This is a genomic window from Burkholderia sp. Bp9090 (assembly GCF_003857985.1).
Taxonomy (GTDB): domain Bacteria; phylum Pseudomonadota; class Gammaproteobacteria; order Burkholderiales; family Burkholderiaceae; genus Burkholderia.
In genome coordinates, this window is the sequence record NZ_QTPV01000018.1 from 45,999 (window position 1) to 67,621 (window position 21,623).

A 21,623-nucleotide genomic window follows, 5' to 3' on the forward strand; every position below is an offset into this window, starting at 1 on the left:
TACGCTGCTCATGTGCACATGGTGCGGGCTGCACGCGCCGAACGGTATCGGCCAAAAGGATGAAGGGCGCGCGCCGCCGGAACGCGCTACAGTGCACGTGATCCGCGCCGCTGCCGGCGCGAGGAGCCCCCATGCACCGTGTCACCCACTACCGACGGACCGATGAAGGCATCGAGGCGATCAGCCTCGAGTCCGACCGCACGTTTCCGCGGCACGCGCACGACGAATTCGGGGTCGGCGTGATCGTCAGCGGCGCGCACCGGTCCTGGAGCGGCCGCGGGCAGGTCGATGCGCTGGCCGGCGACGCGATCATGGTCAATCCGGGCGAGATGCACGACGGCATGCCGATCGGGACGGGCACGGGCCGGCGCTGGCGGATGCTGTACCTCGCGCCGGCGCTGGTCGCGGGCGTCGCGGCGGAAGAAGGCGTCGGCGGCGTCGAGCTCGCGCATCCGGCCGTGCGCGACGCGCGGCTCGCGGCCGCGTTCGGCCGGTTGCATGCTCGAATCGTCGCAGGAGATACCATGCCGCTCGCCCGCGACGAGGCGCTCGTGACACTGGTCGCCGGGCTGCTTGCGCGGCATTCGAACCGGGCGCTGCCGGCCGCCGGCGTCGCGCCGGCGATCCGCGTGGCCCGCGAGCGGCTCGATGCGGCGCCCGCCGCACCCGTCTCGCTGGCCGAACTCGCCGGCCTGAGCGGCGTGAGCCGCTTCCAGTTGCTGCGCGGGTTCGCGCGCGAACTCGGCATCACGCCGCACGCGTATCTGGTGCAGGCGCGCACGCGGCTGGCGCGGGCACTGCTCGCGAGCGGCCGGCCGATCGCGGATGCCGCGGCCGAAGCCGGTTTTGCCGACCAGAGCCACCTGACGCGCGCGTTCGCACGCCAGTTCGGGATCACGCCGGGACGATTCACGCAGGCCGGCTGACGGACGTCACGGTCCCGGCACGGCCGCCGCCGTAGCGCGACGTCGCCGATCGCCGCCGTTCCGCACCAGCAATGGCGCTTGATGGCAGCCCCACCGGTCATCCGGAGACACCGAGCGCAATACCCTTCCCCTCACCCGCTCCGCTCGCCGGCGCCGCTGCAATTTCGTTCAAGACGCCCGCGCCGCCGCACGCGACCATGCGGCACATGAAAACACGACTGATCGGCTATCTCTATCTCGCCACCGCCATGGCGGGCGTCGGCAGCACCGTCATCGCGAGCCGCCTCGCGGCCGGCGGCCTGCCGCCGTTCGCCGCTACCGCGCTGCGCTTCCTGATCGCAACCCCGTTGCTGTTCGCGCTGATGCGGGCGCAGCGGCTGCGATGGCCACGGCTCTCCGCACGCGACGCCGTGCTGCTGGTCGTGCAGGCTGCGGCGGGCGGGGTCGGCTATACGGTGCTGCTGATCAGCGGCACGAAGCTGTCGTCGCCGGTCGATGCGGGCGTGATGCTCGGCACGCTGCCGGCGATGTCGACGCTGATCGCGGCGGTGGTGCTGCGCGAGCGGCAGACGCGGCGCGACTGGAGCGCGGCCGCGCTCGCCACCGCCGGCGTGGTGTTGGTCACGTTCGCGCCCGGCCAGGCCATGCCGTCGCTCCGGACGCTCGCCGGCGACGCGCTGGTGCTGGCCGCCGTCGCATGCGAGGCCGTGTTCATCCTGCTCAACCGGCGGCTGTCGGCGCCGTTGCCGCCGCTCACGCTGTCGACGGCGATGTCGGGCCTCGGCTTCGTGCTCGCACTGGTGCCGGCCGCGTTCGAATGGCACGCGCTGGCGACGAACTGGAACGTCGGCGCGGTGTCGGCGATCGTGTACTACGCGCTGGTGCCGACCGTGCTCGGCTATCTGTGCTGGTATGCGGGTTCGGCGCGCACGAGCGGCACCGAAGCCGCGCTGTTCACGGCGGTTGCGCCGGTCTCGGCCGTGCTGTTCGCGGTCGCGCTGTTCGGCGAGACCCTGGGCGGCACGCGACTCCTCGGCATCGCGCTCGTCGTCGCGGGAATGCTGGTGGGCGCGACGCGGCGGCGCGAGCCGCCGGCACGCGCAACGGACTCACGGTCGAGGTCGCCAGCGCGCCCAGCGGCATCCACGTCGACTGCTACCGATTGATCCGCGTGCGCGGCGACTGTAGGAATGTGTCCGCCCGCGGCAAAATCGTTGCGCACCGTCGCACAAGATGCAATATTCGCGTGGCCGGGCCATTTGACAACCACCGAACAATAATTCGCATCATCATGAACAAGAAGGAAGCCAAGACAAGAATCGCGGCGCTGCTGTCCGCGGGTGCGAGGAAAGCCGACGTGCTGGCCGAGCTGGCCGGACAGGGCCTCAAGGATCGCGTGCTCGCGCGCCTGATCGCGTCGCGCCCCGACCCCGAGCTGTGCAGGAAGAACAAGGTGCATACGCGGGTCCTGATCGGGCTCGGCATCGCGCAGTTGGTGATCAGCGTCGCACTCGCCTATCTCATCCTGGTGGACACACTCAGCGTCGGCGCCGCGGTGCTGTTCCTCGCACTGACGGTGCCGCTGTCGCTGCTGTTCATCTGGGGCTTCGCGACCCATCGCGTCGGCGCATATCACGCGTTCATCATTCTGTCGCTGCTGCAGGTACCGAAGACCATCGCCGACCTCGGCCGCGATCCGTCGACCGCGCTGCCTACCCTCGGGGTGACGGTCATCCTGGTCGGCTACGTCTGGTTCGTCCGCAACCGGCTGTTCCCCGACTTCGGCTGGTTCACGCCGCGCAAGGTCGAGGGCCGTTACGCGTTCGTGGAAACCGCCTGATACCGCACACCACGCACCACGCACCGTGAAAAAGGCGCCGGGCCGCCCCGCAATCGCGGGACGGCCCGGCGCCTTCTGCATTCCGGAACCCGGCAGCTTATTTGGCCTTCTCAGCCGTATCGCTGATTGCCTGGCCACCCTTCGAAATGTCCTGCCCCATGCCTGCAACGGTATTGCAACCGGCGAGCGCGGCGGTCACCACCAGCAGCACTGCAGCAATCGTACGCGTCATGCTCATTCTCCTTCGAGTCAACATGCCCGACCGGGCGAATCGTATGCGGCGTGGTGCCCTGCGGCGTGCAGGACACGGGGCCTGACCTGATTATACGGAGACGGCCGCCGTGCGCCAGTGCCGACCGCGCCAGTGCCCGAGCACGACACGGCCGGTCGCACAGATTTTCCTTGACTTCGTCGGCGCGCGAACTAATATACGCACCGCGTATATTTCTCATCAGGTGCCGCCGATGACCGTTCCCCAGCAAGCCTTCCTGCGCGACGCGATGCGCCGCCTCAACATGACCCGCGAAGCGTTCGCGAACCGCATCGGCGTGAGCCGCCGCGCGCTCGACACGTGGCTGTTGCCCGACGACTCGCAGGAATCGCGCGGGATGCCCGAGATCGTCGAACGCTTCGTGTCAGAAATCGTCGAGCGCTCGGCACCGGACGGCGGAGACTATACGCAAAGCGTAGACAAACAGGAGCTCGCAAAGCAGTTCCTGTTCGAAGGCAAGCCGCAACTGATCTCGGTGGACCAGTTCTCGCGCGACTCGGTCGAGGCGCTGTTCCGCGTCGCCGACGTGATGCAGCCGATCGCGCGCCGCCACAAGATCTCGCGCGTGCTCGAGGGCGCGGTGCTCGGCAACCTGTTCTTCGAAGCCAGCACGCGCACGCGCGTGTCGTTCGGCGCGGCCTTCTGCCGGCTCGGCGGCTCGGTGTGCGACACGACCGGCTTCACGTTCTCGTCGATGGCCAAGGGCGAATCGATCTACGACACGAGCCGCGTGATGGCCGGCTACGTCGACGCACTCGTGATCCGCCACCCGGAGAAAGGCTCGGTTGCCGAATTCGCGCGCGCGACCAACCTGCCGGTGATCAACGGCGGCGACGGCCCGGGCGAGCACCCGAGCCAGGCACTCCTCGATCTCTATACGATCCAGCGCGAGTTCTCGCGGCTCGGCAAGATCGTCGACGGCGCGCATATCGCGCTCGTCGGCGACCTGAAATACGGCCGTACCGTGCATTCGCTCGTCAAGCTGCTCGCGCTGTACCGCGGGCTGAAGTTCACGCTCGTGTCGCCGCCGACGCTCGAAATGCCCGCGTACATCATCGACCAGATTGCGACGAACGGCCACGTGATCGAGCAGACGAACGACCTCGCGGGCGGGCTGCGCGGCGCGGACGTCGTCTATGCGACGCGGATCCAGAAGGAGCGCTTCACCGACGAGTCGTTCGAGGGCTATACGCCGGATTTCCAGATCAACCAGGCGCTCGTCGACTCCGTCTGCAAGCCCGACACGCTGATCATGCACCCGCTGCCGCGCGACAGCCGGCCCGGCGCGAACGACCTGTCGGTCGACTTGAACCGCGATCCGCGACTCGCGATCTTCCGGCAGACCGACAACGGCATTCCGGTGCGGATGGCGATCTTCGCGGTGCTGCTCGGCGTCGAGAATCTCGTCCAGCATTCGATGCGCGATGCGACGTGGCGCCCGCCGGCGTACCTCGGGCCGGAGGATGCGGTGTTTCACGGAATCGATTGACCCGCATCCAGTGTCGCGCGGCCAGACTCGAGATTGCTGAAGATCGAGCGCCGCGCGCCGAAGCAACGCACGACGCGCCGCCTTGCACGGCGCGTTTTCATTTTCGGTGCGGGTGATATCGAGGCGACCGGCCGGAAGTTAGCGAGCCCACGGATCGATCACGCGCAGGCCCGCTGCTTCGAACGGTGCGACGTCGCGCGTAGCCACGATCAACCCGTTGGCTGCGGCGGTTGCAGCGATGAAGCCATCGGCAGGCGCCATCGTGTGCCCCAGGGCGCGCGCCTTCGCGCGTAGGCTCGCATATGCGTCACTGGCCGCATCGTCGAACGGCAGAATCCGCCCGCGAAACAACGGCACGACGCGTTGCTCGATGTTTTGGTGCAGCCAGTCTCGCCTGCGCCCCTCCGGCAACGCGGCCACGCCGAATCGCATCTCGGCCAGACTGATCGCGGCAAGAAACAGCGTCTCGACGTTTTGCGCGTCGAGCCATTCGATCACGGCCGCGCTCGGTTCGCGTCGCAGCGGCTCCGAAATGACGTTGGTATCGACCAGAATCATTCGAAGCTCATCGGATCGGCTGGCGATTGATCGCGCTGAACCTCGAAATCGATGCCGCCGGCCTCTCTCCCGATCTCCGCCAGCAGCGTTCCCAGCCTGGGACGTCCGCCGGGCCGAACGGCCTGCTCGAGGATATCGCGCACCTCGGCCTCGGTACTGCGGCCATGTTGTGCAGCACGGATTCGAAGCGCGCGATGCACCTCGTCGGGCAGGTTTCTAACAGTGATCACAGGCATGATGTGCCTCACTACATTTGCTTTCAATGCAGTCATATTATCACCTTGCTGTCATTTTGGACGAGTGAAGACCCGATCACTGTAAATCGCCCGACACGCCTTTCCCACTCGGCCATTCGGCCATTCGGCCATCGCCGCGGCCCCACGCGCCCGGCAGCCCTCCGCCACATTCGTCAACATTCTCCTCACAAATGAGAACAAGAACGCTTCTCATTTAAAAAGAAATTACATAGAATGCCGCCTGAAAACAAATCGTAATAATTCCGGGCGGCATGCACATTTCCGTAGCGCGTCGTTCCCGGGGCCATACTGCGAGGTCGAAACGCACCATGAAGTCCCGTCCTGACGAGCAGAAGCTCGGCAAATTCACCACCCTGTGCAGCGTACTCGCCGCGAGCCCGGCGTTCGCCGACGGCACGCCGCCATCCGCCCCGGTCGGCACCGAAGGCCATCTCGCGCCGATCGAGGTCCAGGGCAAGGCCGAGCACAGCTACAAGGCCGACTTTTCCGCATCCGCGAAATTCACCGCGCCGCTCGTCGACACGCCGAAGTCGGTGACGGTGATCCCGCAGGAACTGATCCGGAACAGCGGCGCGGCGACGCTGACCGAAGCGCTGCGCACCGTGCCCGGCATCACGTTCGGCGCCGGCGAAGGCGGCAACCCGCTCGGCGACCGCCCGTTCATCCGCGGCTACGACACGCAGGGCAGCATGTTCGTCGACGGGATGCGCGACACGGGCGCGATCACGCGCGAGATCTTCAACACGGAACGCGTCGAGATCACCAAGGGCTCCGACGGCGCGTACGGCGGCCGCGGCGGCGCAGGCGGCAGCATCAACCTGATCACGAAGGCGCCGCATCTCGGCACGACGGCCGCCGCGAGCGCGGGCCTCGGCACCGACCGCTACCGCCGCTTCACCGCCGACGGCAACTGGCAGTTCGCCGATCACGCCGCGTTCCGCCTGAACCTGATGAGCCACAACAACGACGTCGCCGGCCGCGACGCCGTCAACAACGAGCGCTGGGGCGTCGCGCCGTCGATCGCGTTCGGCCTCGGCACGCCGACGCGCGTGACCGCGAGCTACTACCATCTGTCGACCGACGACATGCCCGACGGCGGCATCCCGTACTTCTACACGACGTCGAACAAGCCCGCGAACGTCGACACGATCTATCCGGCGCCGGTCGACCGTCACAACTTCTACGGCCTGATCGACCGCGACTTCCGCAAGACCACCTCGGACATCAGCACGATCAAGATCGAGCACGACATCACGTCGAATCTGACGGTGCGCAACACCACGCGCTACACGGAATCGACGCAGGACTACATCTGGACGCAGCCCGACGACAGCCAGGGCAACGTGGTCAACGGCCGTGTCTGGCGCCGCAACAACAATCGCGACAGCTCGATCAACAGCCTCGCGAACCTGACCGAACTGTTCGGCGAATTCCGCACCGGCCCGTTCAAGCACAGCTTCACGACCGGCATCGAGCTGACGCGCGAATGGGGCAAGCGCGATTCGTACACGGTCGCGACCGACAAGGGCACCATCTGCCAGAAAGGCATCGGCGCGCCGTCCGGCTACAACTGCACGAGCCTGTGGTCGCCTGATCCGAACGATCCGTGGGCCGGCTCCGTCACGCGCAACAACGACTACGCGCATGCACGCACCACGACCAAGTCGATCTACGGCTTCGACACGATCGAGCTCACGCCGCGCTGGCAGGTGAACGCCGGCGTGCGCGTCGACGATTACTCGACCCGCTTCACCGACACCAAGGCCAACGGCAGCAAGACCTACACGCGCGACGACACGCTCTTCAACTGGCAGGCCGGCCTCGTGTTCAAGCCCGCGCAGAACGGCAGCATCTACGCGTCGTATGCGACGTCGTCGACGCCGGCCGGCATGCTGCTCGGCGAAGGCAGCGAAACGCAGTCGCTCACGCCGGGCCGCGGCGGCGTCGGCCCGAACGCCGATCAGATGGCCCCCGAGAAGAACCGCAGCATCGAACTCGGCACCAAGTGGAACGTGCTGAACGACAAGCTGTCGCTGACCGCCGCGCTGTTCCAGATCGACACGACGAATGCGCGCGTGACGCTGCCGAACAACCAGTACGCGATGGTCGGCAACAAGCGCGTGCAGGGTCTCGAACTCGGCGTCGCCGGGCAGATCACGAAGCAGTGGCAGGTGTTCGGCGGCTATACGTACATGAAGAGCGAGCTGCGCGACAACGGCAAGGATGCAGCGAACGACGGCAACCGCTTCCCGAATACGCCGAAGCACAGCCTGACGATGTGGTCGAACTACGACGTGACGCCGAAGTTCACTGTCGGCGGCGGCGCGTTCTACATGTCGGAAGTGTTCGGCGATCCCGCGAACCTGCGTGCGGTGCCGTCGTACTGGCGCTTCGACGCGATGGCGCAATACCGGATCAACAAGAAGCTCGACCTGCAGCTGAACGTGAACAACTTGTTCAATCGCACGTACTTCGATCAGGCGTATCCGGCGCACTATGCGTCGATCGCGCCGGGCCGCTCGGCGTTCGTCACGCTGAACGCGCGCTACTGATCGATGGAAACCGTCTCGCTGAAGGCGCTCGCGTCAGTGTCGCCGCGCGCGTTCGCCGACATTCTGGCCGGGCCGCCCGAGCGCGCCGCCGCGTGGGTCGCGGCGGCCGCCGATAACGGGATCGTCGACGCGCAGGCCGTCTACGGCCAGTACCTGCTCGACGGGCACGGCGTCGCGCGCGATCCGGCCGCCGCATGCGGCTGGTTCCGGCACGCGGCGCGGGCCGGTCACCCGATGGCGATGAACATGCTCGGCCGCTGTTACGAGTTCGGCTGGGGGACGGCGGCATGCGCGCCGGTGGCCGTGTACTGGTATCGGCTCGCCGCGCAGGCCGGGCTCGACTGGGGCATGTACAACTACGCGACGGCGCTCGCGCTCGGCAACGGCATCGACGAGGATCGCGCCGCCGCGCTCGACTGGTTTCGCCGCGCGGCCGCGCTCGGCCATGCGAAATCGATCAACCTGATCGGCGGCTTCTACGAGGACGGCTGGGTCGTGACCGCCGATGCCGACGCCGCGTTCGACCACTATCGGCGCGCCGCCGAGGCCGGCGACTTTCGCGGCCAGTTCAACCATGCGCGACTGCTCGCCGAGCGCGGGCGCGTCGACGAAGCCCTCGTCTGGCTCGCGCGCGTGCCGGCCACCGCTACCCCCGCGTTCGTCGCGAAGATGCGCGCCTATCTCGCGTCGTCGCCGCTCGATGCGTTGCGCGCGGCGGCGATGCAGTTGCCGTCTCACGGCATGGAATCCGAATCATGATGCTTCATATCCCCGGCGTGTTGACCAAGGCCCAGGTCGCGCGATGCCGCGAGATGCTCGATGCCGCCGACTGGGTCGACGGCAACGCGACATCCGGCGCGCAGTCGGCGCTCGCGAAACGCAACCGGCAGTTGCCGGAAGGTTCGCCGGTCGCGCGCGCGGCGGGCGATGCGATCCAGGATGCGCTGGCCCGGCATGCGCTGTTCTTTTCGGCGGCGCTGCCGCTGAAGGTGTTTCCGCCGCTGTTCAATCGCTATGAAGGCGGCGAGACGTTCGGCACGCACGTCGACAACGCGATCCGGCTGCTGCGCGGCACGGATTTCCGCGTGCGGAGCGATCTGTCGGCGACGCTGTTTCTGGAGGAACCGGACGCGTACGACGGCGGCGAGCTGTGCGTGGAAGATACGTACGGCGTGCATCGCGCGAAGCTGCCGGGCGGCGATCTCGTGCTGTATCCGGCGTCGAGCCTGCATCACGTCACGCCGGTCACGCGCGGCGAGCGCGTCGCGTCGTTCTTCTGGATCCAGAGCATGGTGCGCGACGATGGCGACCGCACGCTGCTGTTTCAGCTCGATACGCAGATTCAGGCGCTTTCCGCGGAAAAAGGCGCGAAGGATCCGATGGTCATTTCCCTGACGGGGATTTATCACAACCTGTTGAGGAAATGGGCGGATGCGTAGGGCGGCAACTCGCCCAGCGCCGCCCACTCGGCCAGGAAGGCCGACTACGCTACTTGCACCACTTCATCTCGACAACTAAAATGACCATCGTCAAATGACCATGCTCATATCATGATGCCGCACGCTCCCGTATCGAAATCCGAATTCAAGGCTCGCGCACTCGAATACTTCCGGCTCGTCGAGGCGTCGGGCGAAAGCCTGATCGTCACCGACCACGGCAAGCCAACGCTCGAAATCCGGCCGTATCACGCACGCGAGGCTCAGCCGTTGGACATATTGCGCGGCTCGGTCATGCGCTACGACAATCCTCTCGATCCGATTGCGGAAGATGACTGGGAGGCGTCGCGGTGATCGTGCTGGATACGCATGCATTGGTGTGGTGGGTGGCGGGCGATCCGTCGCTCAGCAAGAAGGCGCGAAGCGCGATCGATCGCGCGCGCGGCGAGGGCGCACTCGCTGCGTCCGCGATCTCCGCATGGGAAATCGCGATGCTGGTGCGCAACGAGCGCCTCGCATTGACGATGGACGTCGATGCGTGGCTCGCGACGGTCGCGCAAATCGACGGCATGCGCTTCGTGCCGGTCGACGCCGACATCGCCGCGAGGTCCACCGCGCTGCCCGGCACTTTTCACAAGGATCCAGCCGACCGCATGATCGTCGCGACTGCGCGCCGGCTCGGTGCGCCGCTCGTCACCCGTGACGAAAAGATCCGTGCATACGCGCACGTCAAGACACTTTGGTGACGGTCATGGGCACGTCGGCCGAATCGCAACACCGACACATCCGCATGCCACTCGACAGACGATTCGTCTGACGGAACCGATGACGGCGATCACGCGAAGCCGTCCATGACCGATCGAGGTTTTACCTCGCACCCGCTTCACGTATTACCCGTCGGACTAGCGGCATTGGCCGTTCAGCGACCGCGATTGAACCGTGATGTAACGAGAATCGCACTCCATAAACGGCCCCGTCGAGGAAACCATGCTCGACGAACGCGCCCGCCGACATTCTTTCCGACGACAACGCCCCCGCGTCGGTAACATCCGCACTTGCCGATCCCCGCCCGCTCCCGCACAATCGGGCCACCTGCCTTCCCTCCCCCCGCGCCGATGTCCTATGCGTCACTCGCCACCGGCGTCCTGCTCGCCGGCGGTCTCGGTCAACGCTTCGACCCAAGCGGTCTGCACAGCAAGCTGCTCGCGCGGCTTCCCGACGGCACGCCGGTTGCGGTCGCCGCCGCCCGTCATCTGGCGGCGGCCACGGCCGAGGTGATCGCCGTCGTGCGCCCCGGCGCCGAAAAACTCGCGATTTTGCTGAACGACGCCGGCTGCCAGGTCGTCTATGCGCCCGACGCGATGCGCGGCATGGGCGCGAGCCTGGCAGCCGGTGTTCGCACCTCGCCGGACGCGCCCGGCTGGCTGGTCGCGCTCGGCGACATGCCGTGGATCGCTGCGTCCACCTACGAAGCGGTCACACGCGCCCTCGACGCCGACGACGCATCGATCGTCGCCCCCGTGCACCGCGGCGTGCGCGGCCATCCGGTCGGCTTTGCCGCGCACCACTACGAGGCGCTCGCCGCGCTGGACGGCGATACGGGCGCCCGCGCGCTGTTCGCCAGCGCGCCGGTGAACCTGCTCGAGGTCGACGATCCCGGCATCCTCCGCGACGTCGATACGCCCGCCGATCTGCGCTGACCTCGGCGCGCGCCGGCCGCACCCGCATCGTGGCGCTGTTTGCGCGCGATCCGGCGCGATACCTGCAGCGGCTCGCCTGTCGCCGGCAATCCGCATGCCGCCGCGAGAATCCCCCGGCAAACAGCCGTCCGATTGCCTATAACGGAGACGAGACGCGCCCGCCGCGCCACCGCCGTCACGCCTTGCGCGAGTTCCCCATGGACCACACGACCCCGATGCCCGAGCCCCCGGCCGACCCGAACCGCGATCCGGAAGACGATCCGCTGTCACCGCCGCCACCGGGGCATCCTCACGACAATCCGCAGCAACCCAACGGACCGCCAAGCAAGGATCCTGTCTAGCCGGCATCCGCCCGCGCCATCAGGCCTGCTCCGGCACTCGCCCTGACAAACGACACGGCCGCTGCCGCGGCTACGCCGCCGCGCCTTCCCGCGCTACGCGCACCTCGTACGTCTTGAGGTGGTTGTACGCGATCCGCAGCAGCGACAGCGCATCCGCCGCCTGCGGGTCGCGGCGCGCGAGCAGGTCGCCGATCACGTGATCGGCTTCGACCCGCGCGCGATTTTCGACGTCGCGCAGCATCGACGCGGTCAGCGGCGACGGCGTCAGCACCATCCGTTGCATCCGCTCGACCGCGGCGGAATCGGGCCGGTAACCGTTGTGCGCGGCGATCGCGCTGCATTCGTCGAGCATCGTCTCGAGCAGGCGGCGGCCGTCCGGCGCGGCCAGAATGTCGCCGATCGAACCGCGAAACAGCGACGTGCTCGCCGCGAGCGTCGCGAGGAACACCCACTTGTCCCACATCCGCGCGGCGATGTCGTCGCTGAGCGTCGCATCGAAGCCCGCGCCGCCGAGCTCGTCGGCCACCGCACGCACGCGCGCCGATTCGCCGCCGGCGAGTTCGCCGAACGACAGCCCTGCCGTGTCGTTCAGGTGCACGACCCGCTGTTCGCGATCGAGCGTCGCCGCGATCACGCACAGGCCGCCGAGCACCTGCGCGGCACCGAACCGTTCGCGCAGCACGTCGAGGTGGCGCATCCCGTTGAGCATCGGCAGGATCAGCGTCGACGGCCCGACGAATGGCGCGAACGATGCAATCGCATCGTCGAGGCTGTAGGCCTTGCAGCTCAGCAGCACCAGGTCGAACGGCCCGGCCGTGTCGCTCGCGCGCACCGTCTGCACGTTCGCGAGCGTCAGGTCGCCGCGCGGGCTGCGAATCAGGAGCCCGTCGCGCGCGAGCGCGGCCGCGCGGCCGTCGCGCACCAGGAACGTCACGTCGCGCCCCGCCGCCGCGAGCCGGCCGCCGAAGTATCCGCCGACCGCGCCGGCCCCAACCACCAGAATTCGCATCGTTGCCTCCTTTCAGGTTCGTTCGCCGCCGTGCGCCCGACCGTCGGGCACGGCGCGCCATCGCCCGACAGTATAGCGACGCCGAATATGTATATGCATAGATGCCCGCACCGCGCTCACCGGTATCGGGCCGCTGCCGTTTCTAAGGGATTTCCCGCCTACGGCCACGTTCGTTGCATGCCGTCAACGAGTTATCCCGTCACGCCGTTCCGGCGCGCCTGTTCGACCGACCGACCTCACTACCCATGCGCACCCTTTCCCTGAATCAGAAACTCGCCTCGATGATCGTCATTCTGTGGCTCGGTCTGCTCGTGATCGCCGGCATCGGCGCGTGGCAGACGCGCGCGTCGATGATCACGGACCGCCGCGATCAGCTTGCGTCGCTGGTCGCGCAGGCGACGAACGTCGCCGACCACTACTACAAGCTGTCGCAACAGAATGCATTGCCGGAGGCCGACGCGAAGCAGAAGGCGCTCGAGGCGATCGCCGCGATGCGCTACGGCACCGACGGCTACATCTCGATCAACGATTCGAAGCCGGTGATCGTGATGCATCCGATCAAGAGCGAGCTCAACGGCAAGGACGTGTCGAATTTCGCGGATCCGAGCGGCAAGCATCTGTTCGTCGAGATCGTGAAGGCCGGCAACATGGAAGGCGGCAAGGGTTTCGTCGAGTATCTGTGGCCGAAGCCGGGTGCCGACAAGCCGCAGGACAAGACCAGCGCGGTGCAGCGCTTCGCGCCGTGGGACTGGTATCTCGTGACGGGCATGTACATGGACGACGTGCGGTCGGCCGTGCTTGCGAGCGTCGGCCGCTGGCTCGCGATGACGGCCGTGCTCGGCGCGATCGCGACCGCCGTGATGGTGCTCGTGCTGAAAAGCGTGCGCGCGAACCTCGGCGGCGAACTCGAAGTGGCGCTCGACGCCGCGCGGCGCATCGCGCAGGGCGACCTGACCGCGCGCGTGAACGTCAAGCATGACGACCGCGGCAGCCTGCTGCATGCGCTGCACACGATGCAGAGCGGACTGATCGACATGGTGTCGCGCGTGCGGATGGGCACGGAGAACATCAACGTCGGCGCGAGCGAGATCGCGTCGGGCAACACCGACCTGTCGCAGCGCACCGAAGAACAGGCGGCCGCGCTCGTGCAGACCGCGTCGAGCATGGATCAGATGACCGCGAACGTGAAGCAGAACGCGGACAGCGCCGCGCAGGCCGCCACGCTCGCCGGTCAGGCCGCGCAAGTCGCGACGCGCGGCAGCGAGGTGGTCGACGATGTCGTGCGCACGATGAACGAGATCACCGACCGCTCGCACAAGATCGGCGACATCATCGGCGTGATCGACGGAATCGCGTTCCAGACCAACATCCTCGCGCTGAACGCGGCCGTCGAAGCGGCGCGCGCGGGCGAACAGGGCCGCGGCTTCGCGGTGGTCGCGGCCGAGGTGCGCTCGCTCGCGCAACGCTCGGCCACGGCAGCGAAGGAGATCAAGTCGCTCATCGAGTCATCGAACGAAACCGTCGAGCACGGCGCGACGCTCGTCACGAACGCGGGCGAGACGATGGCCGAGATCGTGCAGTCGGTGCGGCGCGTGAACGAGATCCTCGACGAGATCAGTCATGCATCGCGCGAGCAGAGCGCGGGCATCGAGCAGGTCAACCGTGCGGTAGGCGAGATGGATCAGGTCACGCAGCAGAACGCGGCACTCGTCGAGGAAGCCGCGGCGGCCGCGCATTCGCTGCGCGACCAGGCCGAAGCGCTGCGCGACGCCGTTACGCGGTTCGCATTGCCGGCTTGACGGCCGGGGTCCTGCCCCGCCCTTCCGCGCGTGTCGCGCCGGAGGGCGGGAATGGCGTGTACCTCAACACGGCCAACCGCTGAATCCGCTTCCGTTCGGCGTCGCGGTTGGCGGCATCTCGAAGCCAGACCCGTTGGAACTGTCGACCGGTCATGTGTCCAGTCGATCGCGTTCCGACACGTCGCGAATCCGCAAGCAAAGCAATCACGCCACAGCGCTGCCTTACGTCACCACGAATAGCCTTGCATGCCGTAATCGGTGTCGTGTCGACGCCCCCACCAAGGGAGGTACGCGTTGTTTCCACCGCGTGCGCGGAACCAGTCTTGGTCCGGATCGATCGGAGTGAGCTCCGACGGTGGTCTGACGACGACGGCGACGGGGTGCTCGGGGTCGGTCGTGCCGGCGACCAAGGCGTTGCCGCCGAAGTGGTTGATCCGGCCGATTGCGAGTGCGACATCGGTCAATGCGCTGCCGGTTCCCATGTCGCCGAGCAGGGCGGCCGTGTTGAAGGTCTGATTCGTGTGGTCGTATTCAGGGAGGGTTTCGGTCAAGGTCTGCGCGAGCGAGACAACGCGTAACGACGCTGCGTCGCTGGGTACACCTGCGTCGTGGACGATGTAATTCAGGTCCGTGACCGCGACACCGGCATTGCGTGCTGCTTCATCGATCGTGGCTTTCCACGCCTGCACGGCGCGTGTCGTGCCGACCTTCCGTGAAAAATCGTGCGTGTTGCCGGTTGCGGCCTTGCCGATCCAGGCGAGCGGCTCGCGCTCGGTGTTGAAGTTCGGGCCGGCGAGGAACAGCACGACGAGGTTCTCGTTGATCTGCGCATCCGTGGGCGGGAAGTTCGGGGCGTCCCAGTTCATTGCCCATACGGTCTTGTCGGGGTTCGCCTGCAAGTAGTCCAGCGCGTTGTTCAGCGACGTGAAGCCGGCGTTTGCGCCGCCTTGGGTGATTTGCACGTCGGGAGGCGTGTCGCGGCTCCAAAGCGTCTTGGGTGATGGCGGGCCAATTTCGAAGCATTCGACGAACTCATTGGTCAAGTACGTCTTCGCTTCGATCGGATCGAGCCTTGGAGGTAACGCGAACTCGATATGTGTTCCGGCAAGCTCGCGCCAATCTTTGGTGTTTTCGGATTTTACGGTGTAGAAATATTTTGCATTCGCAAAATAGCGAGAGCGCGGCAACAAGAGAAATTTTCTGACGTACTTGTGATAGAAGCCCTTGAACGTCTCCGTTCCGCGGTTGCCGTAGACGAGTGCACCGATCGATCGGAGGGACGAGAACTTTTCGGGCTTCGTGCGCACCATGTCATCATCCTTGTTCGGTGCGGCAAGTCCTTGCGTCCACAACAATTGCCATTCGGTCGGATAGTCCATGCGTTGCAGCGGATTCAACCAGATTAGGCCGACGACTTGCGCAACGAATGGCTTGACCTGCTCTTCTGCCACTGGTGCTGTCTTCACGGCAGGCTCTTTAACCGAGGCGGCTTGTGCCGGGCGCGTCATAGCCGTGGTGAAGAGAAACACCATGATCGCAGCCAGGCCAGGTACAACAATGAAGCGTTTCATCCAATCTCCTGTTTCCAGATGTGCCGGATCGGGTTGCTCTACGTAAGCCATCAGCATGGCCATGAGCACGACGGTAATCAGCCATGCCGAAACGGCAATAGCGACGCGTCGCGGCCATGTAGCAATCAGCGTCTTCATACGACACCCCCGACCTTCAGATAGAACTCACCTTCACGTTCGTCCGTGATCGCATCAGGAATCTTGCCTTCACTGTTATTGGCATGTACCCATTCGTGCATCGGCATTCGATCAAGATTTCCGGAGTCAAAGTACTTGCCGTACTTTTTGTTCGGGTTAGTATCGGGAATCCCATCTCCCATCCTCCAATCCGCCTCGATGCGCAAGTCGTAGAGTTGTTCGGGCGTGATGTAGCACAGGCCCACCGCAACGTCATACGCAAGCGCCTTTTCGGCATGCTCGGGGTTCGTCATCGTCGTTGAGTGATTCGTCGGGCTGTTGGTCGTGCCGCGATCGAGCCAATCGACGATCTGCTGGTCGCGCCATTCCTTGTAGCCTTCGGGCATCGCGCTTTTGCCGTCCTCGCCGATCACGTGGCCGTCGCCGTCGAGCCATTCGGTGTTTAGCGTCCGACGCGCTTCCATTCGCATCAGCGCGCGGTCCTCGTAACGTTGTCCGGCTTCCGTTGCGGCCGTACCTCGGGCGACGCTGTCCTCGTTCTTTGCCTTGTACTGGTCGTACGGATCGTCATCGCGCTTGTCTGCATCGCTCTTGTTCGCGTCGCGCCAAGCAGCGGGCGGATCGTTGCCTTCGTTGAAGTCGCTGATCGCGTCGCCGTCCTTGGTCTCGACTGACTTGCCGAATCGCAAGGCCTTCGGCGGGAATGGCTCGTCAAGCGCCGGGGCATCCGCAACTACCGTCCAGCCCTTCGGCGGATCGGCGTTCACGCGGAGCATGTTCAATGCCGAACTGATGCCGGTCACGACGAACATAAGTGGCGCGGTCACGAGCGTCGCCGCCATGCCCAGAACCGATTCATTTCCTTTGATCGCGCCGACGAGATTGAATTTGGCCGGCGGCGACGGCGGATACCAGAACCCCGGCTTCGTTCCTTGTTTGCCATGCCGCCAATCGTCTTCCCAGTATCGGTACGGTTTCTGCACGCCGACCGGAAAACCGGAAGCAAAGACCCGTTGCGTCAGGATGCCGGCTGCCCCGATATCGTCGAGTTCGTGCTTGCTGATGCCGCGCCAGCCGATCCCTTGCACCGTCACCGCCGAAATCACCTGATCGTGCGGACAGCAATATGCGGTGACGCGGCCATACGTCGATTCATTCAGCCCGTGCCTCGCGCGATCCTCTTGCGCCGCATAAGACCGCTTGCTGGTCGGCGAGACCCGCTTGTTTTCCATGTCCTCATCGATTTTTTCGGCAGGCTGTTCGTAAGCTTTTCGAGCACCGATGATCGAAAGGAATGTGCCGAACGTCTTCGTGCGCGCGGCGTAGGTTTGTCGTCCACGCCGGCCGCTGCCGTCCTTTGTCGCGCGTTGCGACCATGTATCCATGAATGTGTCGGACTTGTTCGGGCCGTCAGCATTGGCGAGACTGTACGGTGCGTTCGCCAGCACGTAGGCGTCCGCCACGCAGTGGCCCGTGCGCCCCCACGGATCTTCGACATCGGGGAATGCGTCGCCGAAGAACGCCGCAGTGAGGCCCACGATATTTCCTTGGCTGTGGCATACGACGGTAATCGGGACATCGGCCTGCATGCTTCGGATCGACTCGATCAGTCTGGCCAAGCGCAGCGCCGCGAGTACGCCATACGCTCGAGGCGGCGCGCGGTACAGCGGCCGGTTGGTCGGGTTGATGCCTTGCACGGTCATCCAGCCCATCGTTCGATCATCCAGCCCGCCGTGCCAAAGATCGGGCAGACTGGCGCAGCCATTGGTGAACGGCCCGCCGGCCCAATAGTCCTTCTCGTTCAGGAAGATCTTGTCGCCGTACTCCTTCAATTCCGCAGCGGTCGCGCGATAGCCCCAGCGGAAATGAATGACGGGTGAGAACGACGGATCGGGCTTGATGTAATTGTCTGCCAGCAAATCAGGGTTCAAGAACCCATCCGGCGTCACACTCTCCGTGTACTTCGCGGGCGTCAGCTGTCCGGCATCGATGCCGTGATACATCATCTGATCGTCCAGACGCCCGAGCCTGCGGTTCAGGCCTTTGCACAGCCCTTCCTCCGACGCCTCGAACCATTCGCCTTCGGAATTCACCCCATGCACGAAGATCACGATACCGGGCAATGGCATCTGCTTGAGACAGATGAGCGGCGTGTTCTTCGCAAACATCGTCACGCCTTCGACGCGGCCGACGACGATCGGCGGCGGTTCGGGTCGCGGCGCCGGCCCGTCTCGGGCTATGGCTTCAGCGCCGCGCTCCCCCGTTCGGGAGGCCACTACCGGCCGAGCATCGTGAAATGAATCACTCATCTGCATTCCTTCATATATCTTGACCATTCTTCTTGATGAACCTCGTCGCCAGTCTCCCGAACCGGTCTGCGTCGGCCGCCGATCGCTTTCATTTACGCGCAACCCCATGCCGCACATAGCGCCGGAGCGGTATCGGCGCGCGCTTCCTTTCGCCCCGACCGACGATCGTGGAAGGCATGCAAGTCGGCGCCCCGTCAATTCCCTGCATCGGTCCTTCGCAGACGTCAGCAAGACGAAGCGCCGACGCGCTGGCCAATCACGCGTCGCACCTGTCCAATATGAAGGACGACCAAACGCTTATTCCAGTCGACGCGGCCCTAAGAAAGATTCCGGAATGTCACTGCTACCGAGATAGCGCTCGTGATTCCTGTTCTCGGCTCCCCGCCTGCTCCGCGCCGTCCAGGCAGCCCGCAACCTTGCCGCCGTCGAGCCCCAGCGCGGCCGCTCGCTGAACCAGCTCGATGTCGTTGCTCGCGCCGAGTTTCTTCATCGCGCTGATCTTCTGCGCGCTGACCGTTTGCTTGCCCTTGTTCAGCCGCTGCGCGATCGCCTTGATCGGCATGCCGGCCAGATAAAGGCGAATCACCTCGATCTCGCGCGTCGAAAGCTTCACCGGCGGCGTATCGTGTCCGGCCAACGCATCGAGCGCGCGGCGCACAAGCGGCGACAGATAGTGACCGCCGCTATAGCTCGAGTGAATCGCAGTGACGATATGGCCCACCTCGTCGAACTTGCTCACGAGGCTCGCGCCGACTTGCGAGAGAATCGAGCGGAAGATCACCGGGTTCTCGTTCCCGACCAACGCAACGATCCCGACGTTCGGACGCATGCGTCGCAGCCACTCGCACAGTGCGAAGCCGTTCATCTGCGCATCGCCGCGGACCGAATAATCGACCAGCGCGATGTCGCAATCGAGCGTGTCGAGGGTCGCGACGAGTTCGTCCGGCGTCCGGCAGACACCGACGAGATCGATTGCGCACACGTCGCCGGCAATGTGCTCCATGCCGGCGAGCGTCAACGGCCAGTCGTATGCAAAGATGGTGCGAATATTGAATTTCCCCATGCGCGGTTCCAGAAGGTTCACCGGGCGCGCGGCGCGGAATGCGCGTACGACCGGCGTGGCGTTGAATTTACGAGCGAGATATTTTTATCCCGATCGTTATTCTATGAGGCGACGCTTGGACGGGATATCGGACGGTGAATAGAGCGGCCTGCGGGGACGTAGTACAAGTTTGATTTTTGGCGCCGGCCCGACCGTTTGGCCGGCGTCGCCCTCGTCCTGACAGCCAACGTGACGGGTCGCACGGGCCGCACCGACGGCCCGCGGGGTAAAATTGCGGCCTTTGCATGCCATTCCGGGCGACCGGCCAGGGCAGCGCGCCGTTGCCGGCCGCGCGCCCCGCCCGTTCGCCGGCGGCCCGTACTCCCCGCTTCCTCCATGACCGAATCCGATCTGCAATCCGACGACACCACCATCCACGAAGACGGCCTCTGGCGCGACAACGGCTGGACGGCCCGCATCATCAAGAACGAAGACGACGACGGCTGGGCCGTCGAGATGATCAAGGACGGCGAAGCCGAGCCCGCGCTCGTCGGCCCGTGGACCATGGGTCGCGACAAGAAGAACCCGAAGCCGATGGACGCGAACGCGTTCCGCACGCTGGTGAAGACCGCGACCGAGGTGCTGATGCGTCACGAGCAGCAGCGCCGCGCGATGCTGCACAAGGAAGTGACGGTGCAGGACGGCGACGGGCAGGATGTGTCGGTCACGCTCGACATCGTGCCGGACGAATTCGAGCCGTATGCGCAACTGAAGGCGTTCGACCCGTACGGCGAACTGCTGGCCGACGCGAAGGTGTCCGCCGGGTTCAAGCTCAACAAGGCCAGCGCCGCACGCTGGGTCGAATCGGGCTTCGAACGGCCGGCCTGACGCCGCGGGCCGCGGGCCGCGGGCCGCGCGACGTCGGGCCGCGTGCCGCGCGGCCGCAACCGGCGTCAGCCGTGCAGGCCGAGCGCGGTCATCAGCCGGTACAACGTCGCGCGCGAGATGCCGAGTTCCGCCGCGACGTCGGCATGCTGGTGCCGATGCCGGACCAGCGTTTCCTCGATCGTGCGCCGCTCGGCCTGACGGCGCGATTCCGCGAGCGTCGGCGGCCGGTGCGACGTGTACTGGTTCAGTTCGAGATCGGCGGCCGAGATCAGCGGGCCGTTCGTCATCACGACCGCGAAACGGATCCGGTTGATCAGCTCGCGCACGTTGCCGGGCCACGCATAGTTGTGGATCGCCTCGATCGCGCACGGCATGAAGCCGCGAATCCGGTGCGAACTTTCGCCGCGATAGCGCCGCAACACATGATCGGCGAGCAGCATGATGTCGCGGCCGCGCGCGCGCAGCGGCGGCTCGTCGATGCGCAGCACGCACAGCCGGTAGTACAGGTCCGGGCGGAACCGCCCCGCCTGCATCGCGGACTCCAGATCGACGTGAGTCGCGGACACGATCCGCACGTCGACCGGAATCGACGCGCGCCCGCCGAGCCGCTCGATCTTGCCCTCCTGCAGGAACCGCAGCAGGCTCGCCTGGCTCTCGAACGGCATGTCGCCGATTTCGTCGAGAAACAGCGTGCCGCCGTGCGCGGCCTCGATGCGGCCGATATTGCGCTGATGCGCGCCGGTGAAGGCGCCCCGCTCATGACCGAACAGTTCGGCCTGCAGCAGCGTCGACGGAATCGCCGCGCAATTCACGGCGACGAACGGCGCGTCGGCGCGCGACGAATGCTGGTGGATCGCCGCTGCGGTCAACTCCTTGCCGGTGCCGGATTCGCCGGCGATGAACACGGTGGCCTCGGTGTTCGCGACCTTGCGGATCGTCGCGAACAGGCGGCGCATCTCGGCGCACGCGCCGATCATCGCGCCGCCGGGCGGCACGGCATCGTCGGCCGGATCGCTTTCCGCCAGTTTCAGCATCCCGTATGCATGGCCGACGAGATAACCGATCGTCGTGTAGGCCGTCACATTGCGCACGTAGTCGAAGCAGCACTGGCGGATCAGGCGCGCGATGGTGGCATCGCGCAGCCGCTCGCCGTCGGCGAGCGCGACCCAGCCGATCCGCGGATCGCGCAGCAGCGTCTCGAACGACGCGACGTCGGGCGACGCGAATCCGTCGAAATCGACGATGCCCGCATGCAGGCGGTTCGCCTTCACGAGATTGAATGCGTCCGCAACGGATTTCGCACGCCACACCTCCCAGCCGCGCGACGCGAGACAGTCGACGAGCCCCGCATCGGGACGCCGCGACAGATAGACGAGCGGGCGCGACGGCACGGTTAGGTGACGCCGGGCCGCGACGAACGGCGGCGCGTATGCGGCCCGTTCGTCCTCGTGCGGGCCTGACAGTCTGATCTGGCAGCAATGGTTCATGATGGCCTCG

General features: G+C 65.8%; 20 protein-coding genes. 12 read left to right on the forward strand and 8 right to left on the reverse strand.

The features are described from left to right. Positions 1-131 precede the first annotated feature (131 nt). From DIE16_RS18185 to DIE16_RS18195, 3 genes are all read left to right on the forward strand, one after another. Entirely contained in the window at positions 132-926 is a 795-nt protein-coding gene (locus DIE16_RS18185) for an AraC family transcriptional regulator (RefSeq protein WP_124893003.1), read from the forward strand. Between the two features lie 206 nt (positions 927-1,132). Further along, positions 1,133-2,092 (forward strand): DMT family transporter, encoded by a 960-nt coding sequence (locus tag DIE16_RS18190; RefSeq protein ID WP_124893005.1) that lies wholly within the window; start codon positions 1,133-1,135, stop codon positions 2,090-2,092. Between the two features lie 125 nt (positions 2,093-2,217). After that, a complete protein-coding gene (locus DIE16_RS18195; RefSeq protein WP_124893007.1) occupies positions 2,218-2,766 on the forward strand; it encodes a permease in 549 nt (182 codons plus the stop codon). Positions 2,767-2,863: 97 nt separating this feature from the next. Here DIE16_RS18195 and DIE16_RS18200 read toward each other — a convergent pair whose 3' ends face one another. Beyond that, the gene (locus DIE16_RS18200) at positions 2,864-2,998 is read right to left on the reverse strand and encodes an entericidin A/B family lipoprotein (protein ID WP_059449563.1); all 135 of its coding nucleotides are present in this window, start codon (positions 2,996-2,998) and stop codon (positions 2,864-2,866) included. A 232-nt stretch (positions 2,999-3,230) separates the two neighbouring features. On the opposite strand from DIE16_RS18200, the gene DIE16_RS18205 reads away from it, so the two are divergent. Then, the gene (locus DIE16_RS18205; protein ID WP_044846652.1) at positions 3,231-4,526 is read left to right on the forward strand and encodes an aspartate carbamoyltransferase; all 1,296 of its coding nucleotides are present in this window, start codon (positions 3,231-3,233) and stop codon (positions 4,524-4,526) included. Between the two features lie 138 nt (positions 4,527-4,664). Here DIE16_RS18205 and DIE16_RS18210 read toward each other — a convergent pair whose 3' ends face one another. Together DIE16_RS18210 and DIE16_RS18215 are read right to left on the reverse strand one after the other, a co-directional pair. After that, positions 4,665-5,084, reverse strand: coding sequence for a type II toxin-antitoxin system VapC family toxin (locus DIE16_RS18210; RefSeq protein ID WP_124668168.1), 420 nt, complete (start codon positions 5,082-5,084; stop codon positions 4,665-4,667). Further along, positions 5,081-5,320: a FitA-like ribbon-helix-helix domain-containing protein gene (locus DIE16_RS18215; protein ID WP_124893071.1), complete on the reverse strand. Its 240-nt coding sequence runs from the start codon at positions 5,318-5,320 to the stop codon at positions 5,081-5,083. Before DIE16_RS18215 ends, DIE16_RS18210 begins: the two co-directional genes overlap by 4 nt. A 329-nt stretch (positions 5,321-5,649) precedes the next feature. Between DIE16_RS18215 and DIE16_RS18220 the strand changes: the two genes are divergently transcribed. From DIE16_RS18220 to DIE16_RS18245, 6 genes are all read left to right on the forward strand, one after another. Continuing rightward, positions 5,650-7,893 carry a TonB-dependent siderophore receptor gene (locus DIE16_RS18220; protein ID WP_124893009.1) on the forward strand — a complete coding sequence of 748 codons (2,244 nt, stop codon included), beginning with the start codon at positions 5,650-5,652 and terminating at the stop codon, positions 7,891-7,893. Between the two features lie 3 nt (positions 7,894-7,896). Further along, complete coding sequence (locus DIE16_RS18225) at positions 7,897-8,652, forward strand: tetratricopeptide repeat protein (protein WP_124489071.1); 756 nt, start codon at positions 7,897-7,899, stop codon at positions 8,650-8,652. Next, positions 8,649-9,332 (forward strand): Fe2+-dependent dioxygenase, encoded by a 684-nt coding sequence (locus DIE16_RS18230; protein WP_124893011.1) that lies wholly within the window; start codon positions 8,649-8,651, stop codon positions 9,330-9,332. The genes DIE16_RS18225 and DIE16_RS18230 overlap by 4 nt, the downstream gene beginning before the upstream one ends. A 111-nt stretch (positions 9,333-9,443) precedes the next feature. After that, a complete protein-coding gene (locus DIE16_RS18235; protein ID WP_011659184.1) occupies positions 9,444-9,683 on the forward strand; it encodes a type II toxin-antitoxin system Phd/YefM family antitoxin in 240 nt (79 codons plus the stop codon). Then, positions 9,680-10,075, forward strand: coding sequence for a type II toxin-antitoxin system VapC family toxin (locus DIE16_RS18240; protein ID WP_044846647.1), 396 nt, complete (start codon positions 9,680-9,682; stop codon positions 10,073-10,075). The genes DIE16_RS18235 and DIE16_RS18240 overlap by 4 nt, the downstream gene beginning before the upstream one ends. A gap of 369 nt (positions 10,076-10,444) precedes the next feature. Next, the gene (locus DIE16_RS18245) at positions 10,445-11,029 is read left to right on the forward strand and encodes an NTP transferase domain-containing protein (protein ID WP_124523732.1); all 585 of its coding nucleotides are present in this window, start codon (positions 10,445-10,447) and stop codon (positions 11,027-11,029) included. A gap of 411 nt (positions 11,030-11,440) precedes the next feature. On the opposite strand, the gene panE is transcribed toward DIE16_RS18245, so the two are convergent. Further along, complete coding sequence (panE, locus tag DIE16_RS18250; RefSeq protein WP_124893013.1) at positions 11,441-12,379, reverse strand: 2-dehydropantoate 2-reductase; 939 nt, start codon at positions 12,377-12,379, stop codon at positions 11,441-11,443. A 245-nt stretch (positions 12,380-12,624) separates the two neighbouring features. On the opposite strand from panE, the gene DIE16_RS18255 reads away from it, so the two are divergent. After that, positions 12,625-14,178, forward strand: coding sequence for a methyl-accepting chemotaxis protein (locus DIE16_RS18255; RefSeq protein ID WP_124489075.1), 1,554 nt, complete (start codon positions 12,625-12,627; stop codon positions 14,176-14,178). A 227-nt stretch (positions 14,179-14,405) separates the two neighbouring features. On the opposite strand, the gene DIE16_RS18260 is transcribed toward DIE16_RS18255, so the two are convergent. The 3 genes from DIE16_RS18260 to DIE16_RS18270 form a co-directional block, all read right to left on the reverse strand. Continuing rightward, on the reverse strand, positions 14,406-15,887 hold the full coding sequence (locus tag DIE16_RS18260) for a virulence factor (RefSeq protein ID WP_260434410.1): 1,482 nt from the start codon (positions 15,885-15,887) through the stop codon (positions 14,406-14,408). Then, positions 15,884-18,196: a hypothetical protein gene (locus DIE16_RS18265; RefSeq protein ID WP_124893015.1), complete on the reverse strand. Its 2,313-nt coding sequence runs from the start codon at positions 18,194-18,196 to the stop codon at positions 15,884-15,886. Before DIE16_RS18265 ends, DIE16_RS18260 begins: the two co-directional genes overlap by 4 nt. Positions 18,197-18,539: 343 nt before the next feature. Next, entirely contained in the window at positions 18,540-19,259 is a 720-nt protein-coding gene (locus tag DIE16_RS18270; protein WP_124893017.1) for a response regulator transcription factor, read from the reverse strand. A gap of 375 nt (positions 19,260-19,634) precedes the next feature. On the opposite strand from DIE16_RS18270, the gene DIE16_RS18275 reads away from it, so the two are divergent. After that, positions 19,635-20,126, forward strand: a complete 492-nt coding sequence (locus DIE16_RS18275) for a hypothetical protein (protein WP_044846642.1) — start codon at positions 19,635-19,637, stop codon at positions 20,124-20,126. A 65-nt stretch (positions 20,127-20,191) separates the two neighbouring features. Here the strand turns inward: DIE16_RS18275 and DIE16_RS18280 are convergent, their stop codons facing one another. Next, on the reverse strand, positions 20,192-21,613 hold the full coding sequence (locus DIE16_RS18280; protein ID WP_124893019.1) for a sigma-54 dependent transcriptional regulator: 1,422 nt from the start codon (positions 21,611-21,613) through the stop codon (positions 20,192-20,194). Positions 21,614-21,623: the final 10 nt, after the last annotated feature.